General features: G+C 66.2%; 22 protein-coding genes and 1 pseudogene. 15 read left to right on the forward strand and 8 right to left on the reverse strand.

Going from position 1 to position 20,832, the window contains the following annotated elements; genetic code table 11:
- Positions 1–23 precede the first annotated feature (23 nt).
- The 4 genes and pseudogenes from SCLO_RS15500 to SCLO_RS15515 all read left to right on the forward strand — a co-directional run bounded on the left by SCLO_RS15500 (position 24) and on the right by SCLO_RS15515 (position 3,680).
- Entirely contained in the window at positions 24–512 is a 489-nt protein-coding gene (locus SCLO_RS15500; protein WP_174521977.1) for a DUF2141 domain-containing protein, read from the forward strand.
- Between the two features lie 10 nt (positions 513–522).
- A pseudogene (locus tag SCLO_RS15505) lies at positions 523–1,492 on the forward strand (diacylglycerol/lipid kinase family protein).
- A 278-nt stretch (positions 1,493–1,770) separates the two neighbouring features.
- On the forward strand, positions 1,771–3,120 hold the full coding sequence (locus tag SCLO_RS15510; RefSeq protein ID WP_066519643.1) for an amidohydrolase: 1,350 nt from the start codon (positions 1,771–1,773) through the stop codon (positions 3,118–3,120).
- A 134-nt stretch (positions 3,121–3,254) separates the two neighbouring features.
- Positions 3,255–3,680: a UrcA family protein gene (locus SCLO_RS15515; RefSeq protein WP_083949138.1), complete on the forward strand. Its 426-nt coding sequence runs from the start codon at positions 3,255–3,257 to the stop codon at positions 3,678–3,680.
- 71 nt (positions 3,681–3,751) lie between these two features.
- Here SCLO_RS15515 and SCLO_RS15520 read toward each other — a convergent pair whose 3' ends face one another.
- The 4 genes from SCLO_RS15520 to SCLO_RS15535 all read right to left on the reverse strand — a co-directional run bounded on the left by SCLO_RS15520 (position 3,752) and on the right by SCLO_RS15535 (position 6,391).
- Positions 3,752–4,744 (reverse strand): nucleotidyltransferase domain-containing protein, encoded by a 993-nt coding sequence (locus SCLO_RS15520; RefSeq protein WP_066519637.1) that lies wholly within the window; start codon positions 4,742–4,744, stop codon positions 3,752–3,754.
- Positions 4,741–5,604, reverse strand: coding sequence for an HprK-related kinase A (locus SCLO_RS15525; RefSeq protein ID WP_066519632.1), 864 nt, complete (start codon positions 5,602–5,604; stop codon positions 4,741–4,743). Before SCLO_RS15525 ends, SCLO_RS15520 begins: the two co-directional genes overlap by 4 nt.
- Complete coding sequence (locus SCLO_RS15530; RefSeq protein ID WP_066519630.1) at positions 5,601–5,891, reverse strand: HPr-rel-A system PqqD family peptide chaperone; 291 nt, start codon at positions 5,889–5,891, stop codon at positions 5,601–5,603. Before SCLO_RS15530 ends, SCLO_RS15525 begins: the two co-directional genes overlap by 4 nt.
- Positions 5,892–5,962: 71 nt before the next feature.
- Positions 5,963–6,391 carry a hypothetical protein gene (locus SCLO_RS15535; protein WP_066519627.1) on the reverse strand — a complete coding sequence of 143 codons (429 nt, stop codon included), beginning with the start codon at positions 6,389–6,391 and terminating at the stop codon, positions 5,963–5,965.
- 96 nt (positions 6,392–6,487) lie between these two features.
- Between SCLO_RS15535 and SCLO_RS15540 the strand changes: the two genes are divergently transcribed.
- The 7 genes from SCLO_RS15540 (at position 6,488) to phoB (ending at position 13,860) form a co-directional block, all read left to right on the forward strand.
- The gene (locus SCLO_RS15540; RefSeq protein ID WP_066519625.1) at positions 6,488–7,750 is read left to right on the forward strand and encodes an ATP-binding protein; all 1,263 of its coding nucleotides are present in this window, start codon (positions 6,488–6,490) and stop codon (positions 7,748–7,750) included.
- 185 nt (positions 7,751–7,935) lie between these two features.
- A complete protein-coding gene (locus tag SCLO_RS15545) occupies positions 7,936–8,994 on the forward strand; it encodes a substrate-binding domain-containing protein (RefSeq protein WP_066519777.1) in 1,059 nt (352 codons plus the stop codon).
- Between the two features lie 10 nt (positions 8,995–9,004).
- Positions 9,005–10,399, forward strand: coding sequence for a phosphate ABC transporter permease subunit PstC (gene pstC / locus SCLO_RS15550; RefSeq protein ID WP_066519622.1), 1,395 nt, complete (start codon positions 9,005–9,007; stop codon positions 10,397–10,399).
- Positions 10,396–11,640 carry a phosphate ABC transporter permease PstA gene (pstA, locus tag SCLO_RS15555; RefSeq protein WP_066519619.1) on the forward strand — a complete coding sequence of 415 codons (1,245 nt, stop codon included), beginning with the start codon at positions 10,396–10,398 and terminating at the stop codon, positions 11,638–11,640. The genes pstC and pstA overlap by 4 nt, the downstream gene beginning before the upstream one ends.
- A 5-nt stretch (positions 11,641–11,645) precedes the next feature.
- A complete protein-coding gene (pstB, locus tag SCLO_RS15560) occupies positions 11,646–12,434 on the forward strand; it encodes a phosphate ABC transporter ATP-binding protein PstB (protein ID WP_096362238.1) in 789 nt (262 codons plus the stop codon).
- A gap of 23 nt (positions 12,435–12,457) precedes the next feature.
- Positions 12,458–13,153: a phosphate signaling complex protein PhoU gene (phoU, locus tag SCLO_RS15565; RefSeq protein ID WP_066519613.1), complete on the forward strand. Its 696-nt coding sequence runs from the start codon at positions 12,458–12,460 to the stop codon at positions 13,151–13,153.
- 5 nt (positions 13,154–13,158) lie between these two features.
- A complete protein-coding gene (gene phoB, locus SCLO_RS15570; RefSeq protein WP_066519610.1) occupies positions 13,159–13,860 on the forward strand; it encodes a phosphate regulon transcriptional regulator PhoB in 702 nt (233 codons plus the stop codon).
- 51 nt (positions 13,861–13,911) lie between these two features.
- Here phoB and SCLO_RS15575 read toward each other — a convergent pair whose 3' ends face one another.
- The 4 genes from SCLO_RS15575 to SCLO_RS15595 form a co-directional block, all read right to left on the reverse strand.
- Complete coding sequence (locus SCLO_RS15575; RefSeq protein WP_083949137.1) at positions 13,912–14,199, reverse strand: excalibur calcium-binding domain-containing protein; 288 nt, start codon at positions 14,197–14,199, stop codon at positions 13,912–13,914.
- A gap of 77 nt (positions 14,200–14,276) precedes the next feature.
- On the reverse strand, positions 14,277–14,810 hold the full coding sequence (gene def, locus SCLO_RS15580; protein WP_066519604.1) for a peptide deformylase: 534 nt from the start codon (positions 14,808–14,810) through the stop codon (positions 14,277–14,279).
- Between the two features lie 31 nt (positions 14,811–14,841).
- Positions 14,842–15,438 carry a recombination mediator RecR gene (gene recR, locus SCLO_RS15585; protein WP_066519602.1) on the reverse strand — a complete coding sequence of 199 codons (597 nt, stop codon included), beginning with the start codon at positions 15,436–15,438 and terminating at the stop codon, positions 14,842–14,844.
- A 328-nt stretch (positions 15,439–15,766) separates the two neighbouring features.
- Positions 15,767–16,846 (reverse strand): fatty acid desaturase family protein, encoded by a 1,080-nt coding sequence (locus tag SCLO_RS15595; protein ID WP_066521053.1) that lies wholly within the window; start codon positions 16,844–16,846, stop codon positions 15,767–15,769.
- 146 nt (positions 16,847–16,992) lie between these two features.
- Here SCLO_RS15595 and SCLO_RS15600 point away from each other — a divergent pair, with 146 nt between their 5' ends.
- The 4 genes from SCLO_RS15600 to SCLO_RS15615 all read left to right on the forward strand — a co-directional run bounded on the left by SCLO_RS15600 (position 16,993) and on the right by SCLO_RS15615 (position 20,828).
- Positions 16,993–18,150 (forward strand): hypothetical protein, encoded by a 1,158-nt coding sequence (locus tag SCLO_RS15600; protein WP_066521050.1) that lies wholly within the window; start codon positions 16,993–16,995, stop codon positions 18,148–18,150.
- A 153-nt stretch (positions 18,151–18,303) separates the two neighbouring features.
- A complete protein-coding gene (locus SCLO_RS15605; RefSeq protein WP_231923258.1) occupies positions 18,304–19,581 on the forward strand; it encodes a glycosyltransferase family 4 protein in 1,278 nt (425 codons plus the stop codon).
- Between the two features lie 7 nt (positions 19,582–19,588).
- Positions 19,589–20,122 (forward strand): sigma-70 family RNA polymerase sigma factor, encoded by a 534-nt coding sequence (locus tag SCLO_RS15610; RefSeq protein ID WP_066521047.1) that lies wholly within the window; start codon positions 19,589–19,591, stop codon positions 20,120–20,122.
- A complete protein-coding gene (locus SCLO_RS15615; RefSeq protein ID WP_066521045.1) occupies positions 20,115–20,828 on the forward strand; it encodes an anti-sigma factor family protein in 714 nt (237 codons plus the stop codon). Before SCLO_RS15610 ends, SCLO_RS15615 begins: the two co-directional genes overlap by 8 nt.
- Positions 20,829–20,832 lie beyond the last annotated feature (4 nt).

Genomic DNA, 20,832 nt, shown 5'->3' on the forward strand with positions numbered 1-20,832 from the left:
TAGCTGCCAGGAGTGTATTGGTCATGTTGAAAGTTGTTGCAGGCCTGATGTCGGTGGGGGCCTTGTTCGCCGCTGCCCCGGCATGGGCCGGACATGGCGAGATCGGAAACGACATGGATTTGTGCGCCGCTTCGGCCAAGGGGCCCGCGGTGCTGATCGACGTGCGCGGCTTTGCCGCCGCGACCGGCAATGTGCGGCTGCAATCCTATCGGGCCACCCGCAATGCGTGGCTGACCAAGGGCGCGTGGATCAATCGCATCGAAACCGCGGCAAAGCCCAGCAACGGCGCCATGCGCTTCTGCATGCCGGTGCCGGAACCGGGCAGATATGGCATCGCCGTGCGCCACGACCGCGACGGAAACGGAAAGACCGACATCTCCCGCGACGGCGGCGGCTTTTCCAACAATCCGGGCATCAACATCTTCAACCTGGGCAAGCCCTCGGTCGACAAGGTGGCCTTCCAGGCCGGCCCGGGCGTGACCCGGATCACGATCAACCTCAAATATATGTGACGATATAGCCATGGTCCGCGTCGCGCTCCTGTCCAATCCCAAATCCACGGGCAACCGGCAGACCCTGCCGCGCGTGCGCAGCTATTGCGCCAGCAATCCCGACATCTTCCATTATGAGGTGGAGCATGTCGACCAGATCGGCCGGGCGTTGCAGACCATCGCCCGCGTCGATCCCGCCGTCATCGTCATCAACGGCGGTGACGGCACCGTGCAGACGGCGCTGACCGAACTCTATCAGGGCGCGCATTTCCAGGGCCGGGTGCCCCCCCATCGCGGTGCTGCCCAATGGCAAGACCAACCTGATCGCGCTCGACCTCGGCATCCATGGCGATCCGATCAAGGCGCTCGAAAGGATCGTGCAGATCGCGAAATCCGGCGTCGACGATCATGTCGTCGCGCGCGAGTTGATCGCGCTGTCGGACGGGCGGGCCGAAACGCGGCCGGTGCTGGGCATGTTCCTGGGCGGCGCGGGGCTGGCCGATTCGATCCTTTATTGCCGCAACCAGATCTATCCGCTGGGCCTGTCCAACGGGCTCAGCCATTTCCTGACGGCCATCGCCGTGCTGGTGTCGCTGCTGTTCGGCATCCGCGCCCGCTTCCTGCCGCCGTCGAGCAATCCTGTCCGCATCTCCCTCATCCGCGACGGCGAACTGGCGGGGCGCTTCTCCGTGCTGATCGTCACCACGCTGGAAAAGCTGCTGCTGGGCACCCGCACCGGCGAAAGCCAGCGCGGCAACATGAAGCTGATGGCCGTGGACCAGAGCCTTTCCGCCCTGCTCCGCCTCGGCTGGGCCAGCCTGTTTCGCCGTATGGGCAAGACCAAGATGCAGGGCATCCATCTGGAACAGGGCGACACCATCCGCATCGAAGGCGACCATAGCAGCGTCATCCTGGACGGCGAACTGTTCGAAGCCTCGGAGGGTCATCCCATCGTCCTGCGCTCGACCCAGCCGGTGCCGTTCCTGCGGCTGGCGGCATAAGAATCGCTCCGCTGGCGAACAGCGGAACGGCGGATTTGGGTGGGTTGCGGACGATCTGCTTTCCTCATTCCGTTCGCCCTGAGCGAAGTCGAAGGGCACGGCCGACCGTAGGGAGGCCCCTTCGCTCCGCTCAGTGGAGGGCTTCGGCAAGCTCCGCCCGAACGGGGTGAAGGAACGGCAACAACTGCCCGAAACCGCTCCCGGCCAACCCAACAAACCCCTTTTCCATCCGGCCGCCTTCCCCTTATGCTGCCCGCCTCATCAAGGGAGTTCCATTCATGCGTCATATGCTGACGGCCGTTCTGGCCGCGGTGAGCCTGCCCTCCGTCGCCAGCGCGCAAACGCCCGCGCCCGCCGCCGCCACGCCGCAACAAAGCGAGCTGGGCGCGGCGATTGCCGGTGACATGGACGGCCTCATGACGCTGTATCGCGACCTCCACGCCAATCCCGAACTGTCGGGGCAGGAAACCGCCACCGCGGCCAAACTCGCCCGCCGCCTCAAGGCGATGAAGTTCGACGTCACCGAAAAGGTCGGCGGCACCGGCGTCGTCGCGGTGATGAAGAACGGCTCCGGCCCGGTGCTGCTGATCCGCGCCGACATGGACGGCCTGCCCGTCACCGAGCAGACCGGCCTCCCCTTCGCGTCGAAGGTCCGCGCGAAGACGGCCGAAGGCACCGACACCGGCGTCATGCACGCCTGCGGCCACGACACGCACATGACCGCCTTCATCGAAACGGCCAAGCTCCTCTCCACCCGCAAGGACCAGTGGAAAGGCACGCTGGTCATGATCCTCCAGCCCGCCGAGGAAACCGGCAAGGGTGCGCGCGCGATGCTGGAGGACGGCCTCTACAACCGCTTCCCGCGCCCGACCCATGCCATCGCCTTCCACGACGCGGCCAATCTGGAAGCGGGGAAGATCGGCTATACGCCTGGCTACGCGCTCGCCAATGTGGACAGCATCGACATCACCGTGAAGGGCGTGGGCGGCCACGGCGCCTATCCGCAGACGACGAGGGACCCCATCGTGCTGGGCGCGCGCATCGTCACCACGCTGCAAACGCTGATCAGCCGCGAGCAGGACCCGCAGGACCCCGCCGTCGTCACCGTGGGCAGCTTCGAGGGCGGGACCAAGCACAATATCATTCCCGACGAGGCGAAGCTGCAACTCACCGTCCGCAGCTATTCCGACGAAACGCGCGCGAAGCTCATCAAGGGCATAGAGCGCATCGCGCGCGGCGAGGCGATCGCGGCGGGCATCCCGGACGACCGGATGCCGGCGGTTGCGGTGCAGGACGAATTTACCCCTTCCACCTACAATCCGCCCGAGTTCGCCGAACGGATGGCCGGCTTGCTGCAAGGTCATTTCCCGCAAGGCCAGGTGGTGAAGACCCCGGCGGTGATGGGCGGCGAGGATTTCGGCCGCTATTACCGGGCGGACAAGACGATCGACAGCTTCATCTTCTGGGTCGGCGGCGTCCCCGCCGACCGGATGACGCAGGCGGCGGCGGGCCAGCTTTCCCTCCCCTCGCTCCACAGCCCCTTCTGGGCCCCGCAAGCCGACAAGGTCGTCGCCACCGCCAGCGAGGCGCTGACCGTGATGGCGCTCGACATATTGAAGCGGGATTGAAGGGGGCAGGCGGCCGGTCCGCTCGCAACGCACCCCTCAGGAACGAATGGGCGTCCGTCTCGTTTAAGGAACGGCTGCGCGCCATGCAGAGCCGTCAGGCCGGCGTGCGGTGATCTGGAGAGAAAGGATGCCACATGATGAAACCCGCAACGATGGCGGGAGCGATGGCCTGCGCCATGCTTCTGGCCCCCCTGTCATTTCCCGCGTCTGCCCAGACGACGGAGGAAATCATCGTCACCGGGCGTTACGGAAAGGTGCCCGATAGCGTCCAGTCGCTTTCGCAGAATATCAGCTATGCCGATCTCGACCTCAGCACGAAGGCGGGCAAGGCGGAGCTGCGTCATCGTGTCGCGCTGACCGCCCGTTTTCTCTGCGACAGGCTGGGTGAACCGGAAGTGGCCTCACCTCCTGTACCTTCGTGCCGGGATGCGGCCACCAAGGATGCCCTGGAGCGGGTCGGAACGCTGGAAGCAGGGTTCGCGCCGCGGGGAACCGGCTGGGTCGCGCCCTCGCCGTGGGAAGCGCCTTATCCGGCCGAGTGGACCACCCGCTACCCCTGACGCGGCTTGACCCGTCGCAAGGGCTTCCCTCGCCGGAATGATGATCGCGCGAGGACGGCATGGGGCGCCGGCTAGACCGGCCGGTGCCCCATGCGCCATTTGGTGAAGAGATGCCGCATCAGCATCGCCGGGGGCATCCGCAGCCAGTGCGAGCGAAGATAGAAGGCAAAACGCAGCCCTTTGCGGGTCTCCCTCCCCCAACCGTCCCGTGCCAGCAACCGGGCGATGACGACCCGGTCCCACGCCGTCAGCCGCGCCCGCCTCTCCCCATAGAGCGCATCGGCCAACCGCCGCGCCTGCCGCACATGGCGCGAAAGGCCATGCCGCTCCGCCCGCGCCTCCAATGCCGCCGGATCGGCTTCGGCCAGCAGGCAATGCACGTCCCACAGGTTCCGCAAGCCTCCCGCCAGATCGCCGTCCGCCAGCAGATGCGCGACCGCATGGCACAGCCGGTCCTCCGCCGACAAAATATATAACCCATCGGCTATGGGAACGGCGTCCGCGACCATCGCCCCGGCATCCGGCGTCTGCCGCGCCGTCAGCGGCAGGACGGTATGATGCACGTCGATCATCCGGTCCCGCTCCCGGTGGATCATCGGCGGCAGTTCATGCATCCACTGGCGATAATAGGAATCGTCATAGGGGTCGGACTTCACCCACTCCCACCCCGCCAACATCAATCGCTTCTCCACCTCGTTCATGGAATCGCGCGGCACCAATATGTCGAGGTCGCCGATGAAGCGCCCTTCGCCCGCCTTCAGCCCCGCCGCCGCATAGGCGGTGCCCTTGAGCAACACGACCCGTATCCCCAACGGCTTCAACGCCGCCGCCGCCCGATCCGCTTCCCACAGCGCCTGCCGTGCCTCCCGCTCCGCGTCCAGCCGCACGTCGGCCAGCACCGGCCGCACCGCATCGGGCACCCGCCCGCCGCCGATCCGCAAGGCCAGGGTGCCGATCAGGCGCTCCGCCCGCGCCATGGCGATCAGCGCATTCCATGGCTCCGTCCCCAGCGCCTCCACGCTGCCCGGATCGCGCAAGGCTCGGACCAATAGCAGGGCGTTCACCGGCCCTTCTCCCACAAGCGCTCGACCATGGCGATGGCTTCGTCGCCGGAGGGGAAGTCCATGGCCAGCGCGGGCACCTGCGCCACGAATCGGGTCAGCGCGGCAAAGGCCGGCTCGCCTAGCGCCACATAATTGGTCGACGCCTGCGTCAGGCGCATGAACGTCTCGCCCTGTCCCACCGGACGAATGGCGGGCGCATGGCCAAAGCGCGGGAACAGCAGCAGCGCGGGCTGCCCTCCTTCCTCCATCCGTGCCACGGCATCGGATCGGGGCACCAGATGGCGGATGTCGCCCTTGGCCGTGCCCGCGAGCAGCGGCCCCATGCGCGCGAGGGGCACCTCTGCCGCGATGACATGGACAGCCCGGTTCTTGAGCGACACGAGGCGGGGGAAAGGCAATACGGCGCCCGTCTCCAGATCGAGCAGCGCGAACTCATCCCCCATCAGCCGCCAGCCACGCTCGCCCAGTTGCGCCGCCAGCGTGGACTTGCCCGACCCGGACTCGCCTGTCATGACGAGGATGCGCCCGTCCTTCTCCACGCTGGACGCATGCAGCAGCAGGTGCCGCCGCCAGCCCAGCGCCATTTGCAGGTTCATTCCCATTTCCGCCGCCAGCAAGCCATGGGCAAGGCTCATCGGCGCGGCGTCGGCCAGTCCATGATCGCCGGTGATGAAGATGGACGGACGCAGCCAGCGGCGCAGAAAGCGGACCGGCTCCAGCCGGACGGTGAAGTCGGCGATGGCGTCGGCGGGCGCAGGGTAGTCCGCATAAAGCTGCCCCAGCAATCGGATCGGCTCCGGCCAGGCCGACCCGATGCGGAATGTCGCGGGACCGATGCGAAGGGTGATGCGATGTTTCATGAAGCGAGGCGGATCAAGCCCAACGCGGCCATGCTGCTCAGATGCGCCGCGATTTCCGGCAGCGCGGCGTCGGCCGCTCCCAGATCGTAAACTCGTGAAAGGCGTCGAAGCACATCCCGCGCCGAAGCCGGATCGCCATCCTCCAGCGCCTCCAATATTTCCGGCACGGGGCTGATGACCATATGCGTCTGGCCGGAGGGACGGTGATAGAGCAGCACCATGTCGTCAAGGACGCGGGACAGGATGTTCCCTTTCCCTTCCCGGCGATATTGTTGGTCGACCGTCAAACCCTGTCCCCGATGATTGTCGCGCCGTCATAGCGCAAAGGGGTAAGCAGGTGCCTAACGCATATCGCCGGTCAGCGCGGCATCTGAAGCGAGGCGTAGCAGGTAAATCCGCTCGTCCCCGATTGCAGGCGGCGGATATAGTTCAGATATGCCTGATTCTGCTCATAGCCGGTGCCGGGCAAGGGCCTTCCGCGCAACGCCTGCTTCACCTGTTCCCCGGTATAGCTGCGCCCCGCCGCCGGAAAGGCTCCGGGCGTTCCGGCAGGCACTACCTGTCCGTTGGGGGCGATATAATTGCCCGCCCGCGCCTGATCCGGCACGGGAATGGTGCAGTTGAGCACGGACGCGGCCGTATTGGCGAGCGCGGGACGAATCGACACGATGGCGGATGCCGCGACCGCGCCGCCCATCAGCAATTGTCGCCGGGAGGCCATCGCTTCATCGGCTGCCGCTTCCCGCTCCTGCCGGGGATCGTCCTGTCCGCTCATGGGCTCGCTCATTCCGTCATGATCCGCTATCGCGCTTGCCAAAGCGTAAATTTTACGCGCTATGCCTAGCCATCGCAGCAAAAGCCCGAAGAATCCAGCGCGGTAACCATGAATCGACTGAGCATATCGCAGACCACGGCCTCCATCGCCATGCTGTTGCTGGGGACGGGCGGCGCGCTCCTGCTGGGCGCGTCGGCGCTGGCGATCGCCTTGCCCGTGCTGGCGGGGGTGATCGTCCTGCTGATCTGCGCCCGGGGAAGCGATCATGAAGTGGCCGGGGAAGATGCCGGAGCCCCCTCGCCATCGGCCGGGATGATCGGCGAGCCCGATTTTGCCGACCTGATGGAGGGAATCGCCGATCCGGTCCTGCTGCTGGAAAAGGGGCGCATCCTGCACGCCAATCGCGCCGCGCGGCTGTTGCTGGGCGCGCATATCGAAGGGGAGGACGCCCGCATCGCCATCCGCCATCCCGCCGCCGCCGAAAGATTGACCGACATGTCGGCCATGACGAAGGCGGACATGGTGGAACTGGTGGGGCTGGGCACGCGGGACCAGCGTTGGCAGATGCGGATCGCTCCGCTGGGCGCGACGGAGGAGATGCGGCGGCTGGTCCATCTGGTCGACCATAGCGGGGCCTATGCGGCGGAGCGGATGCGGGTCGATTTCGTCGCCAATGCCAGCCATGAGCTGCGCACGCCGCTCGCAGGCATATTGGGCTTCATCGAGACGCTGGTCGATCCGGAACTGGGCAAGGACGGCGAGACGCGGCAGCGCTTCCTGAAGATCATGGACGGCGAAGCGCGGCGGATGCAGCGGCTGATCGACGACCTCATATCCTTGTCGCGGATCGAGGCGGACAAATATCGCGCGCCCGACAGCGCGGTCGATCTTTCCGCGCTGGTGGCCGAAGTGGCGGGCGTGTTCCGCACCAGCCACGGGGAACGCGGGGCGGAGGTGGAGGCGCGCATCGATCCCGGCCTGCCGCCGGTGCGGGGGGACAGGGCGCAGCTTTCCCAGCTGCTCCACAACCTGATCGGCAATTCGGCCAAATATGGGCGGCCCGGCACGCCGATCCGCGTGACGCTGGGCGAAGGGCCGAGCGGGATGGCGCGGCTGACCGTGGAGGATGAGGGGGAAGGGATTCCGCCCGGCCACCTGCCGCGGCTGACGGAGCGCTTCTATCGCGTCGATTCGGGGCGCAGCCGCGCCATGGGGGGAACGGGGCTGGGACTGGCCATCGTCAAGCATATCGTGGAGCGGCATCGCGGGCGGATGGATATCGTCAGCACGGTGGGCAAGGGGACGAGCATATCGGTGCTGCTGCCCAAGGTTCCCGCTGGCGAAACCATGAACGAGATGGCGAGGGGATAGCGTTTTCCGGAAAGTCCTATCCTATCCTATTTTCGCGGGCTCCCGATGTTTTCGCGAGCTCCCGATGCCGTTGTCATGAAAATGAAACCTGCGTGTCACAAAGGCGCGATGAACCGCAGCTAGGCGCAGACCCATCGGGGGGCGGCGACCAGCGAATCGCGGCCTTTGCAATGACGGAGGTTTTCGTGAAGCATCTCGCTCTTTTCGCCGCGACGGCCGTGGCCGCGCTGACACTTTCGGGCTGCGGCGACCAGGGCGCCGGCGGCGGCGCGGGCGCCACCCGCGACCAGATCCGCGCGGTGGGTTCGTCCACCGTCTATCCCTTCGCCACGGCGGTCGCCGAGCTGTTCGTGCAGGGCAATCCGGGCATGAAGTCGCCCATCGTCGAATCGACCGGCACCGGCGGCGGCATGAAGCTGTTCTGCGCGGGCGTGGGCGCGCAATATCCCGACATCGCCGACGCGTCGCGCCGGATGAAGAAGGCCGAGTTCGAGATGTGCCAGCAGAACGGCGTCAAGGAGATCGTGGAGATCCAGGTCGGCGTCGACGGCCTTGCCTTCGCCGAATCGAAGAAGGGTCCGGGCTTCAAGCTGACGCCCAGGATCGTCTATGAGGCGCTGGCCGCCAATCCCTATGGCAAGGGCCCGAACAAGACGCAAAGCTGGAAGGATGTGGACCCCAGCCTGCCCGCCATCCCGATTTCCGTCTTCGGCCCGCCATCGACCAGCGGCACCCGCGACTCGCTCGCCGAGCTGATCCTGGAGAAGGGATGCCAGAGCGACGAGGCGATGAAGGCGCTCAAGGAAAAGAATGAGGACGAATACAAGGCCACCTGCACCCGCATCCGCGAGGACGGCAAATATGTGGATTCGGGCGAGAACGACAATCTGATCGTGCAGAAGCTGGGCGCGAATCCCAATGCGCTGGGCATTTTCGGCTTCAGCTTCCTGGAGGAGAACAAGGATACGCTGAAGGACGTGCCGATCAACGGCGTCGAGGCGACCTATGAGACGGTCTCGTCCGGCCAGTATCCGGGCGCCCGTCCGCTCTATATCTATGTCAAGAAGGCGCATATGCAGGCGGTTCCGGGCTTGCAGGCCTATCTGAACGCCTTCGCCGCGAACTGGGACCCCGATGGCGTGCTGACGAAGCGCGGCATGGTCGCATCACCCGAAGACGTGCGCAAGGCGAGCGGGGAAGCGGTGAAATCGCTGCCCACGCTGGACGGCGCGGCGCTGAAATAAGCGGACCCCCATGACCGGACCTGCAATCTTCCTGCTGCTGGCCGGCCTTGGCGCGATCGCCTGGGTCAGCGCCCGCGCCCGCGCGCTGCGGCTGCAAACCGTGGCGCGGGCGTCGGGGCGGCGCGACGCCGTGCATAGCCTGCCGGGCTATCATGGCTGGTATGTGGCGCTGTGGACGCTGATCCCGGCGGGCATCTTCCTCGCGATCTGGGCCAATGTGGCGCCCGGCCTCGTCACCCAGACGGTGCTGGCCGATCCGGCGGCGCAGAGCCTGCCCGCCGACGCCTTTTCCCGGTCCGCCCTGCTGGGCGAGGCGCGGAACATCGCGTCGGGGGCGCAGGCGGCGGCCTTCAACCCCGCCGCGCAGGCGCTGGTCGAACCCTATCGCGCGGCGATCCGCGAATATGGCATCATCGGCGTGGTGCTGGCGCTGGTGCTGGCCTTTGCGGGCGGCGCCTATGCCTTCACCCGGGTACGGCCCGATTTCCGGGCGCGCACGCGGGTCGAGCGGCTGGTGATGGCGACATTGCTGATCGCGTCGCTGCTGGCGATCGTGACCACGCTGGGCATCGTCGTGTCGCTGCTGTGGGAATCGATCCGCTTCTTTTCGATGGTGAACCCGATCGACTTCCTGTTCGGAACCAAGTGGAGCCCGCAATCGGCGGCGCTGGGCTATGGCAACAAGGATGCGTTCGGGGCGGTGCCGCTGTTCTGGGGCACGATCTTCATCGGCGCGATCATTGCCATGATCGTCGCGATCCCGCTCGGCCTGATGAGCGCCATCTATCTAACGCAATATGCGAGGCCCCAGGTCCGCAAGTGGATGAAACCCATCCTGGAGGTGCTGGCAGGCGTTCCGACCGTGGTCTACGGCTATTTCGCGGCGCTCACCATCGCGCCCGCCCTGCGCGACTTTGCCGTCGCCATCGGCATCCATGGCGCGAGTTCGGAAAGCGCGCTGGCGGCGGGGCTGGTGATGGGCGTGATGATCATTCCGTTCGTCTCCTCCATGGCGGACGACAGCATCGCCGCCGTGCCGCAATCCATGCGCGACGGCAGCCTGGCCATGGGCGCGACGACGAGCGAGACGATCCGCAAGGTGCTGATCCCCGCCGCGCTGCCCGGCGTGGTCGGCGGCGTCCTGCTGGCCGTCAGCCGCGCCATCGGCGAGACGATGATCGTGGTGATGGCGGCGGGGCTGGCGGCGAACCTGACGCTCAATCCCTTTGCCAGCGTGACGACGGTGACGACGCAGATCGTCCAGTTGCTGACCGGCGACCAGGAGTTCGACAGCGCCAAGACGCTGGCGGCCTTCGCGCTGGGGCTGGTGCTGTTCATCGTCACCCTGCTGCTCAACATCGTGGCCCTGCGGGTCGTGAAGAAATATCGCGAGGCTTACGAATGACCGTTGAACGCCTTCCCACCGACTGGAAGTCGGACGCGATGCAGAAGCGGATCGCGCGGCGCTATGCGGCCGAGCGGCGCTTCAAGTTCGCCGGCCTGTTCGCCGTGGCGCTGTCCGCCGCGTTCCTGGCCTTCCTGCTCTTCACCATGCTGGGGAACGGGTTGCGCGGGTTCACGCGGACGGAGATCGCCTTGCAGGTCGATTTCCCGGCATCGCCGCTGCTGCTCGATCCGGCCAATATCACCGATCAGGGGCTCGCCGGCGCGAACCTGCCCATGGTGACGAGCGAGGCCGCGAAGAAGGCGTTGGGGCCGGATGCCGACGCGCTGATCGCGCCGACCGCCTGGACGGCGGTCCGTAACGCGATCAAGGCCGATCCCAGGATTCTTGGCCGGACGGAGACGGTCCGCCTGCCCGCATCGACCGCCATCGACCTGGCCGCCAAGAGCAAGGGCACGCCCGAAGCCGAGGCCGCCGTGGCGCGGTTGAAGCAGCAGGGCGTGCTGTCGACGGGCTTCAACATGGGCTTCCTGACGGGGAGCGACGGCACCGATCCGACGCAGGTCGGTATCTGGGGCGCGTTCAAGGGGTCGCTGCTGACCATGCTGGTGACGCTGCTGCTGAGCTTTCCGGTGGGGGTCGCGACGGCGCTCTATCTGGAGGAATATGCGCGCAAGAACTGGATGACCGACATCATCGAGGTGTCGATCAACAATCTGGCCGCCGTGCCTTCGATCATCTTCGGCCTGCTGGGGCTGTCGATCTTCCTCAACTTCCTGCATCTGCCGCGATCGGCCGCTCTGGTGGGCGGCATGACGCTGGCGCTGATGACCATGCCGGTCATCGTCATCGCCGGGCGCAACGCGATCAAGTCCGTGCCGCCCAGCATCCGCGACGCGGCATTGGGCATCGGGGCCAGCCCCGTGCAGGTGGTGTTCCAGCATGTGCTGCCGCTGGCGCTGCCGGGCATCCTCACCGGCACGATCATCGGCATGGCGCGCGCGCTGGGCGAGACGGCGCCGCTGCTGATGATCGGGATGCGCGCCTTCATCGCGACGCCGCCGGGCGGGATATCCGATCCGGCGACGGTGCTGCCGGTGCAGATCTTCCTGTGGTCCGATGAAGTCTCCAAGGGCTTTGTCGAAAAAACCTCCGCCGCCATCATCGTGCTGCTGATATTCCTGCTCGCGATGAACGGCCTCGCCATCTACCTGCGCAACAAGTTCGAAAAACGGTGGTAAACATGATGCACGAACCGCAAACGCTGACCCCCGCCACCGAAACCAAGATGACGGCGCGCGACGTCAAGGTCTTCTATGGCGACAAGCAGGCTATCAAGGGCGTCTCCATCGACGTCGACATGGACCATGTGACCGCCTTCATCGGCCCGTCGGGCTGCGGCAAGTCCACTTTCCTGCGGACATTGAACCGCATGAACGACACGGTGGCGAGCGCCCGCGTCGAAGGCGCGATCACGCTGGACGGGGAGGACATCTATGCCCCCTCGATGGACGTGGTGCAGCTGCGCGCGCGGGTGGGGATGGTGTTCCAGAAGCCCAATCCCTTCCCCAAGTCGATCTATGAGAATATCGCCTATGGGCCGCGCATCCACGGGCTGGCGGCGGGCAAGGCCGACCTCGACGTGATCGTCGAGAAGTCGCTGCGGCGCGCGGGGCTGTGGGACGAGGTGAAGGACCGGCTGCATGACAGCGGGACGGCGCTTTCGGGGGGGCAGCAGCAGCGGCTCTGCATCGGGCGGGCCATCGCGGTGGAGCCGGAAGTGATCCTGATGGACGAGCCCTGCTCCGCGCTCGATCCCATCGCGACGGCGAAGATCGAGGAGCTGATCCACGAACTGCGCGGGCGCTACGCCATCGTGATCGTGACGCACAATATGCAGCAGGCGGCGCGCGTGTCGCAGCGGACGGCCTTCTTCCACCTGGGCGAACTGGTGGAATATGGCGTGACGTCCGACATCTTCACCAATCCGCGGCAGGAACGGACCAAGGATTACATCACCGGGCGTTATGGCTGACCGGCGCGGAAGAGAGACGAGACATGGCTGAACATACGATCAAGGCGTTCGACGAGGAAATCGACAAGCTGCGCGGCCTCATCGCCGAAATGGGCGGGCGCGCGGAAGCGGCCATCGAGAATGCGATGCTGGCGCTGCAACGGCACGACAAGGCGCTGGCCGCGCAGGTGGTCGCCGACGACAAGCGGATCGACGCCATCGAGGCGGAGGTGGAGAAGCTGGTGATCCAGGTCATTGCCCTGCGCGCCCCGATGGCGAACGACCTGCGCGACGTGATCGCCGCCTTGAAGATCGTGAGCGTGGTGGAGCGGATCGGCGACTATGCCAAGAACATCGCCAAGCGCGTGCCCTCCGTCGCCGCCAACAAGCGGACGCTGGAGCCGATCTCCCTCCTCCCTTCCATGGGGCAGGTCGCGGGCGAGATGGTGCATGATGCGCTGAACGCCTTCGCCGCGCGCGACGCCGACCTCGCCCTCGCGGTGATCGAGCGGGACACGGTGGTGGACGATTTCTACGACAGCGTGTTCCGCACGCTCGTCACCTACATGGTCGAAAATCCCAAGACGATCAGCGAATGCGCCCATCTGCTCTTCATCGCGAAGAATATCGAGCGGATCGGCGACCATGCCACCAACGTGGCCGAGATGGTCTATTACGCCGCGACCGGCCAGACCCTGCCCGACCGCGAACGCGGCGGCGCGCAGACGGCGGAGGACTGACCGGCATGGCAAGGGCCAAGATGCTGCTGGTCGAGGATGACGCTGCGCTCGCGGAACTGCTGATCTGGCATTTCAAGCGGGAGGATTTCGAGGTCGCCCATACCGTCGACGGCGAGGAAGCGCTGCTGATGGCGCAGGAGAATGTGCCGGACATCGTGCTGCTCGACTGGATGGTGGAAAGCCTGTCGGGGATCGAGGTGTGCCGCCGCCTGCGCCGCATGAACGGCACGGCCAACGTGCCCATCATCATGCTGACCGCCCGCGGCGAGGAAGAGGATCGCGTCCGGGGCCTGGAGACGGGCGCGGACGATTATGTGACCAAGCCCTTCTCCCCCCGCGAACTGGTGGCGCGGGTGGGCGCGGTGCTGCGGCGGGTGCGGCCCGCGCTGGCCGGCGAGACGCTGACCTTCGCGGATGTCGAGATGGACACGGTGGGGCACAAGGTCCGGCGCAGCGGGCAGGTGGTGCCGCTGGGGCCGACGGAGTTCCGCCTTTTGAAGCATTTCCTGGAGCATCCCGGCTGGGTCTTCTCGCGCGAGCGGCTGCTCGACAGCGTATGGGGGCAGGACAGCGACATCGAACTGCGGACCGTGGATGTGCATATCCGGCGGCTGCGCAAGGCGATCAACGGCGACGGAAAATATCAGGACATCATCCGCACGGTGCGCTCGGCGGGCTATGCGCTGGATACGGAAGGGGTCGGTTAGCTACCCTATCCATGGCAATGCAGACTGAGCGCCGTCCTGACCGCTCAATGCTTAGTGATAAGGTTCGCAAGCGATGCCGTCATCATCGCCATCCATATCGCTGCGATATCCCGGTTCACCACGATAGATAGGCGAGGTGCCTGCTGCGCGAGCATCGTTGCACCCGCCCCAACTGTCGCCGGGCTCAGGGGGCCTTGCCCGCGCCATCCCCGTGGCAACAGCAGCTTCATTGGCCTTCATTCCCATTGTCTGACGGCCATCCGCCGATAGCGCGACTGACCCGACACCTGCGGCCAACCCTATCACCATCGCTCCACCCAACAATAGACGAATATCCATAAAGCCCCGGCAAACTCCTTTGCCTGAAGCCTATGCGGTGGAAAGTTAAGTTCCGGTTGAAGGAAGGGTCCGAGCGGTCAGGCCGCCGCCTTCCGCGCCTTGTTCAGCTTCTTCATCAGCATGTCGCGTTTCAGGCGCGAAAGGTGGTCGATGAAGAGGACACCCTGCAAATGGTCCATCTCATGCTGGAGGCAGGTGGCGAGGAGGCCCTCAAGCCGTTCCTCGTGGATGCGGCCGTCGCGGTCCATCCAGCTGGCGCGGATGGAGGCGGGGCGCTCCACCTCGGCATATTGGTCGGGGACCGAGAGGCAGCCCTCATTGTAGATCGACAGGTCTTCCGAGCCTTCGAGGATTTCGGGGTTGATGAAGACCAGCGGCTTCTTGACCCCCGGCGCGCCTTCCTCGTCCGATTCGGGTTCCTGGAGGTCGATCACCAGCACGCGCTTGGGCATGCCGACCTGGATCGCGGCGAGGCCGATGCCCGGCGCATCGTACATCGTGTCGAACATGTCGTCGATCAGGCGCTGCAAATCGTCGTCGATCGCCTCCACGGGCGTCGAAATGGTACGCAGGCGCGGATCGGGCGCCTCAAGGATCGGAAGAATGGCCATGGGTCCAAAATAGTCGGATCGGCGGGCTTTTTCAAGCGACCGGACGGCGCGCGCGCAACGCCTGCGCCAATGTGCCTTCGTCGAGATAGTCCAGCTCTCCGCCGACCGGCACGCCATGGGCCAGTTGGGTGAGGCGGACGGGGAAGCGCTCCAGCCGTTCGGCGAGATAATGGGCGGTCGTCTGCCCTTCCAGCGTGGCGTTCATGGCGAGGACGACCTCATCGATGCTGCCCGCCTCCACGCGGGCGACGAGGGCGTCGATGCCGAGGTCTTCGGGGCGGATGCCTTCCAGCGCGGAGAGGCGGCCGCCCAGCACATGGAAGCGGCCGGGGAAGAGGCGCGACTTGTCGAGCGCCCAGAGGTCCGCCACATCCTCCACCACGCAGAGCGCGCGGGCGTCGCGGCGCGGATCGGCGCAGATGCCGCAGGGGTCCACCGTGTCGACATTGCCGCAGACATGGCATGTCACCAGCCGGTCGTTCACCGCGCCCAGCGCGCGCAACAGCGGTTCGAGCGCGGTTTCGCGCTTCTTGAGGAGGTGCAGCACGGCGCGGCGCGCGGAACGGGGACCAAGGCCCGGCAGGCGGGAAAGCGCCTGCGTCAGCGCATCGATCTCGGGAGAAGCCATGGAACGGAGATAAGGGCTTGCAAGTCGTGCAGACAAGAGGTTTGAGAGGCGTCCCTGGAAATGCGCGTAAAAGCGGGTTTGGGATGGCGGGTTCCGGCCAGGGGCGGACATTCCTTCATCCGTTCCGGCTGAGCGAAGTCGAAGCCTTCCACTGAGCGGAGCGAAGTGGCCTCCCTACGGTCGGCCGTGCCCTTCGACTTCGCTCAGCCCGAACGGAATGAAGAAAGCGGACCGTCGCCAATCCACCCAAAATGCGCTTCAGGCATCGCGCTCATCGCATGAAAAGGGCCGGAGCATCGCCCGGCCTTTCTCCTGTCCCGAGGATCGTTCAGCGCGCCATGGTGCTCCGGGCGATCTTGCCGACCAGCGGCAGCATCCCCCGGTAGTTGCCGCGATGATAGGGCGAATCGGTGTCCAGGGTCGCGATCAGGCGGCGGTGCGCCTGGCCCAGCGCATGATAGGGGACGCTGGGCAACAGGTGGTGCAGCGCGTGATAGCGCAGGCCCACCGGCGCCCAGATCGCCGCGAAAGGCGAGGGCGGCGGTACGTTCACCGAATCGAGATATTGCGCCGTCACGGTCATCGCCTCGCCCTCATTCTCCCAGAGATGGGCGACCAGCGTGCGAAGCTGGTTGAGGACGGTCATGCCCGAATGGACGGCCATGTAGACCAGCAGCGGCTTCCATCCCAGCAGGAACACGCTTCCGACCAGGGCCAGCGCAAAGACGCAGGCGCCCGCTTCCTGCCAGGCCCAGCGACGCGCGAAATCGCCTTCGGGCGCGCGGCGGCGATAGGCGGGGTTGATCGACAGCGCCGAATAACGCTCCCGCACCGCCCGGCGCAGCGGCGGGATGAGCAGCGACAGCGGCGTCAGCACGCCGAAACGCAGGATCAGCCCGACCGGCGCCAGCGCCGCGACGACGATGAACAGCGGGAGCGACCATGGCTTCATCAGCGCGAGCGGCAGATATTCCGGATCGTTCGCCGTGCCGTAGCGGGTGCGGGCATGGTGCTGGGTATGCACTTCCTCATACATGAAGGACGGGATCATCAGGGGAATGCCGACCAGCAGGTTCCATGCGGCATAAAAGCCCGGCAGCGCGCCTTCGCGCATATGCGTCAGTTCATGGATGAAGCTTGCCGCGCGATAGAGCGCCAGCATCGCGACGACGCCCGAAACCGCCGCCAGCGCTCCGTTGTCGAGCAGGATCGCGCCCGCCAGCGCGGCATAGCCCAGCAGCGCGGAAGCGAGGAAGTCGGGCCAGTAGATGGCGGGATTGGCGGTCGAAAGAGTGCGGGTCAATTCGGCGGCGGCGCGCAGCATCGCCGCGTCGTCCGCGATCGGCTTGCGGGCGTGCTTTTCCGCGGGGCGGTGCGCGGCGGCAAGGACGGGATCATGCACAGTCATGCGGATGTTCCTAAAGGGCAATTGCGCTGAGATCGTGGCAGCAACGTGACATATCCGCCCAGTTGCGGCTACCGCGCGACGTCCGGATTGACAATCGCCGTCCAAGCGCCGAACTGCTCCCTTCCTTTCAGCGAAAGCGGTCGGCCGTGGCATCTCATGATCTGGTGATTTCCCCCGTTTCTTCCAAGAGCGAATTGAAGGCTTTCGTCGACCTGCCGTGGCGGCTTTACGCCGACGATCCCCATTGGGTGCCGCCGCTCAAGAGCGAGGTCTACGGGATCATCACGCCGGGCAAGAATCCCTTTTTCGAACATGCCGAGGCGCAATATTTCCTCGCGCGGCGCGGGCAGAAGGTGGTCGGCCGCATTTCCGCCCATTTCGACCGGCTGGCGCTGGCCATGCCCGCCGAGCAGGGCATGGGGCCGGGCACGGGCAATTTCGGGCTGTTCGAGGCGGAAGATGCGGAGGTCGGCGCGGCCTTGATCCGCGCGGCGGAAGGCTGGCTGAAGGCGAAGGGCATGACCCGCGTGGTGGGGCCGCTCTCGCTGTCGATCTGGGAGGAGCCGGGGCTGCTGATCGAGGGATTCGATCATGCGCCGACCGTCATGATGGGGCATAACAGCCCCGCCTATCGGGGGATGATCGAGGGCGCGGGCTACAGTCCGGTCAAGCAGCTCAAGACCTATGAGCTCGACATCACGCAGGAATTTCCGCCGCTGATCCAGCGGATCGTGAGTTCCGGCGAGAAGAATGCGCGCATCCGCATCCGCAAGGTCGACAAGTCCAAATTCGACGAGGAAGCCGCGATCATCCTGCGCATCCTGAACGACGCCTGGGGGAATAATTGGGGCTTCGTGCCGATCACCGACCATGAGGTCGAGCATTTCGGCAAGCAGTTGAAGCCGATCGTGCGCGAAGACCTGATCATGATCGCCGAGCTGGAGGGGGAGCCGGTGGCGTTCATGATCACGCTCCCCGATCTCAACGAAGCGATCCGGCCGCTGAACGGCAAGCTGTTTCCGTTCGGCTGGGCCAAGCTGCTCTGGTGGCTGCGCCATCCCAGGGTCCGCACGATGCGCGTGCCCTTGATGGGCGTGGTGCAGAGGTTGCAGGCATCGCGCCTCGCCAGCCAGCTCGCCTTCATGATGATCGAATATATCCGCCGCAACGCGATCGCGCATTATGGCGCGAGCCGGGGCGAGATCGGCTGGGTGCTGGACGACAATCAGGGCATGAACGCGATCGCCGACGCCATCGAAAGCCGGGTGAACAAGGTCTATCAGATTTACGAAAAAGGGTTGTGACGGCTGATTTCGGGCGGGAGCGGGCATTCCATCTCCGTTCGGGCTGAGCCCTTCGACTTCGCTCAGGGTGAACGGAATGAGGAAAGCGGACTGTCCGCTATCCACCCGAGCCACCCGTGCAAAGCTTCATGACCGGAGGAACCGGGGGAATAAATGCCGCGCGCCAGCCATATGCGGGGCATGACGACCCCTTATGCCGACATCTATGCCGACATGCGTTCCTTCCATCGTTCCGGCTGCGCCGTCGCCCTTCGCGGGGCGCTGGGGCGGCCGTTGCGGGTGGCGCTGTTCTCGGGCAATTATGATTGCGTGCGTGATGGGGCCAATCAGGCGCTCAACAGGCTCGTCGCCTATCTGCTGGACAGGGTGGGCGCGCAGGTCCGCATCTATTCCCCCACAGCGCCGCGCAAGGCGTTCGCATCCGTCGGAGACATCCATTCGGTGCGCTCGCTCAGCATACCGGGCAGGCCGGAATATCGGCTCGCGCTGGGGCTGACCCGGGCCGCGCGCCATGATCTGGACGCCTTCGCGCCGGATGTGATCCATCTTTCAGCGCCCGATCTGCTGGGACGGCAGGTGCAGAAATATGCGCGGCGTCAGGGCATTCCGGTGGTCGCCAGCCTGCATACGCGGTTCGAAACCTATCTCGACTATTACCGGCTCGGCCTGTTGCGGCCCACGGTCATGCGCTATCTGGACCGCTTCTATGGCGAGAGCGACCGGATATTGGCGCCGACCCCGCCGATCGCGCAGGACATGGCGGCGCGCTTCGGCGACGGGAAGGTGACGATCTGGGGCCGGGGAGTCGACCCCGGCTCGTTCCGGCCGGGCCTGCGCGATGAAGGATTCCGGTCCGCCCGCGGCTATGCGCCGGAGGATGTGGTGCCGCTGTTCTTCGGGCGGCTGGTGCTGGAGAAGGGGCTGGGCGTTTTCGCCGGGGCCGTCGCGGAAATCCGCGCGCGGGGCCACGCCGTGCGGCCTCTGATCGTCGGGGAAGGACCGGCGCGCGGCTGGCTGGCGGAGCAGATGCCCAACGCCACCTTCATGGGCCATCTGGCGGGCGAGGCGTTGGGACGGGCCGTGGCGAGCGCCGACCTGCTGATCAATCCCAGCGTCACCGAAGCCTTCGGCAACGTCAATCTGGAGGCGATGGCGTCGGGCCTCTGCGTGGTTTCCGCCGATGTGCCCAGCGCGTCCGCGCTCATCGATCATGGCCGGACCGGATTGCTGGTCCCCGCCGCGCAGGTCAATGGCTATGTGGAGGCCGCCATCAGCCTGATGACGGACCCGGACAGGCGGCGCGCGATCGGAAGCGCTGCGGCGGAGGCGGCGGCGCGCCACCGCTGGGAGGATGTGCTGGAGGATGTCGCGGGCGCTTATTGCCATGTCCTTCACATCCCGCTTGCCGTGCCGGTGGAACAGGCGGCATGAAGGGCCCATGAGGAACAGGAGAAGCGACCATCCCGAAATGGCCGACGATCTGCGGGCCATGCGGCGCTATGCGCGGTCGCTGACCCGTGACGATCAGGATGCCGACGATGTGGTGCAGGACGCGCTGGTCCGCGCCATCGAACGGAGCGCGACCTATCAGCCCGAACGCCGCCGCCGCCCCTGGCTGCTCGCCATCGTCCACAATGTCTTCCTCTCGGCCAAGCGGCGCGAGGCGGCGGAGGCGCGGCGGGACAGCCGCTTTGCCGAGACGATGGTGGACCGGGTCGAGCCGGCGCAGGAGGAACATGCGCGGCTGGCGGAAATCGCCCGCGACTTCGCCGCGCTGCCGGAGGCGCACCGCGCGGTGCTGCACCTGATCGCGGTGGAAGGCCTCAGCTATCAGGAAGCGGCGGACGCGCTGGGGGTGCCGCTGGGCACGGTGATGTCGCGGCTCTGGCGGGCGCGGGCGGCGCTGCGGCAGGGCAGGGGAAGGCAGGACGGCTCGCCCGGCCTGCGGCTGGTTGGAGGACAGGATGGCTGACGATCCCACCGATCCGGAGATCAACGCCTATGTCGACGGTCAACTCGACCTGCCGCGGCGGTTCGCGGTGGAAACGCATCTGTCCCGGCATCCGGGGCGCGCGGCGCAGGTGATGGACGACCTGAGCGTCCGCAGCGCGCTCGCCCTGCTGATGCATGACGCCCGTCCCGTGGAGAGCGGGGAAGGCCGGACGAACGCGCGCCGCAGGCCGCTGTGGCGCCGCGCCATGCCGCTCGGCGCATCGGTCGCCGGGATCGCGGCGGCGGCGGCCGGCTTCATCGCCGCGACCGACAACCCGCCGGGCTATGTGAATTATGCCGTCACGTCCCACCGGATCGCCATGATGCGGGCGGTCATGGCGTCGCAGAACGAAACCCCGCATTTCGATTCGCAGGAGATCGCGCTGCGCACGCAGATCGCGATGCCCAAATTCCCGCAGGACTGGCATGTGACCGACGTGCAGCTTTTCCCCACGGACAAGGGCCCCGCCCTGCTGGTCGCGGTAAGGACCGATGGAGGCCAGACGCTTTCCGTCTTCGCCGTGCGGGAAAAGACCGACGCGCCCGAACGCCCCGATGCCATCCGCGAAGGCGAGCAGTCCGTCGCCTATTGGCGGCGCGGCGAGATGTCCTATGCCCTGACCGGCGAGGAGGAGCCCGGCGCGATCGACGCGACGGCCGAGGCGCTGGCGCGTCATTGGTCCTGACGAA

It is taken from the genome of Sphingobium cloacae, from assembly GCF_002355855.1.
In the GTDB taxonomy this organism is placed as follows: Bacteria; Pseudomonadota; Alphaproteobacteria; order Sphingomonadales; family Sphingomonadaceae; genus Sphingobium; species Sphingobium cloacae.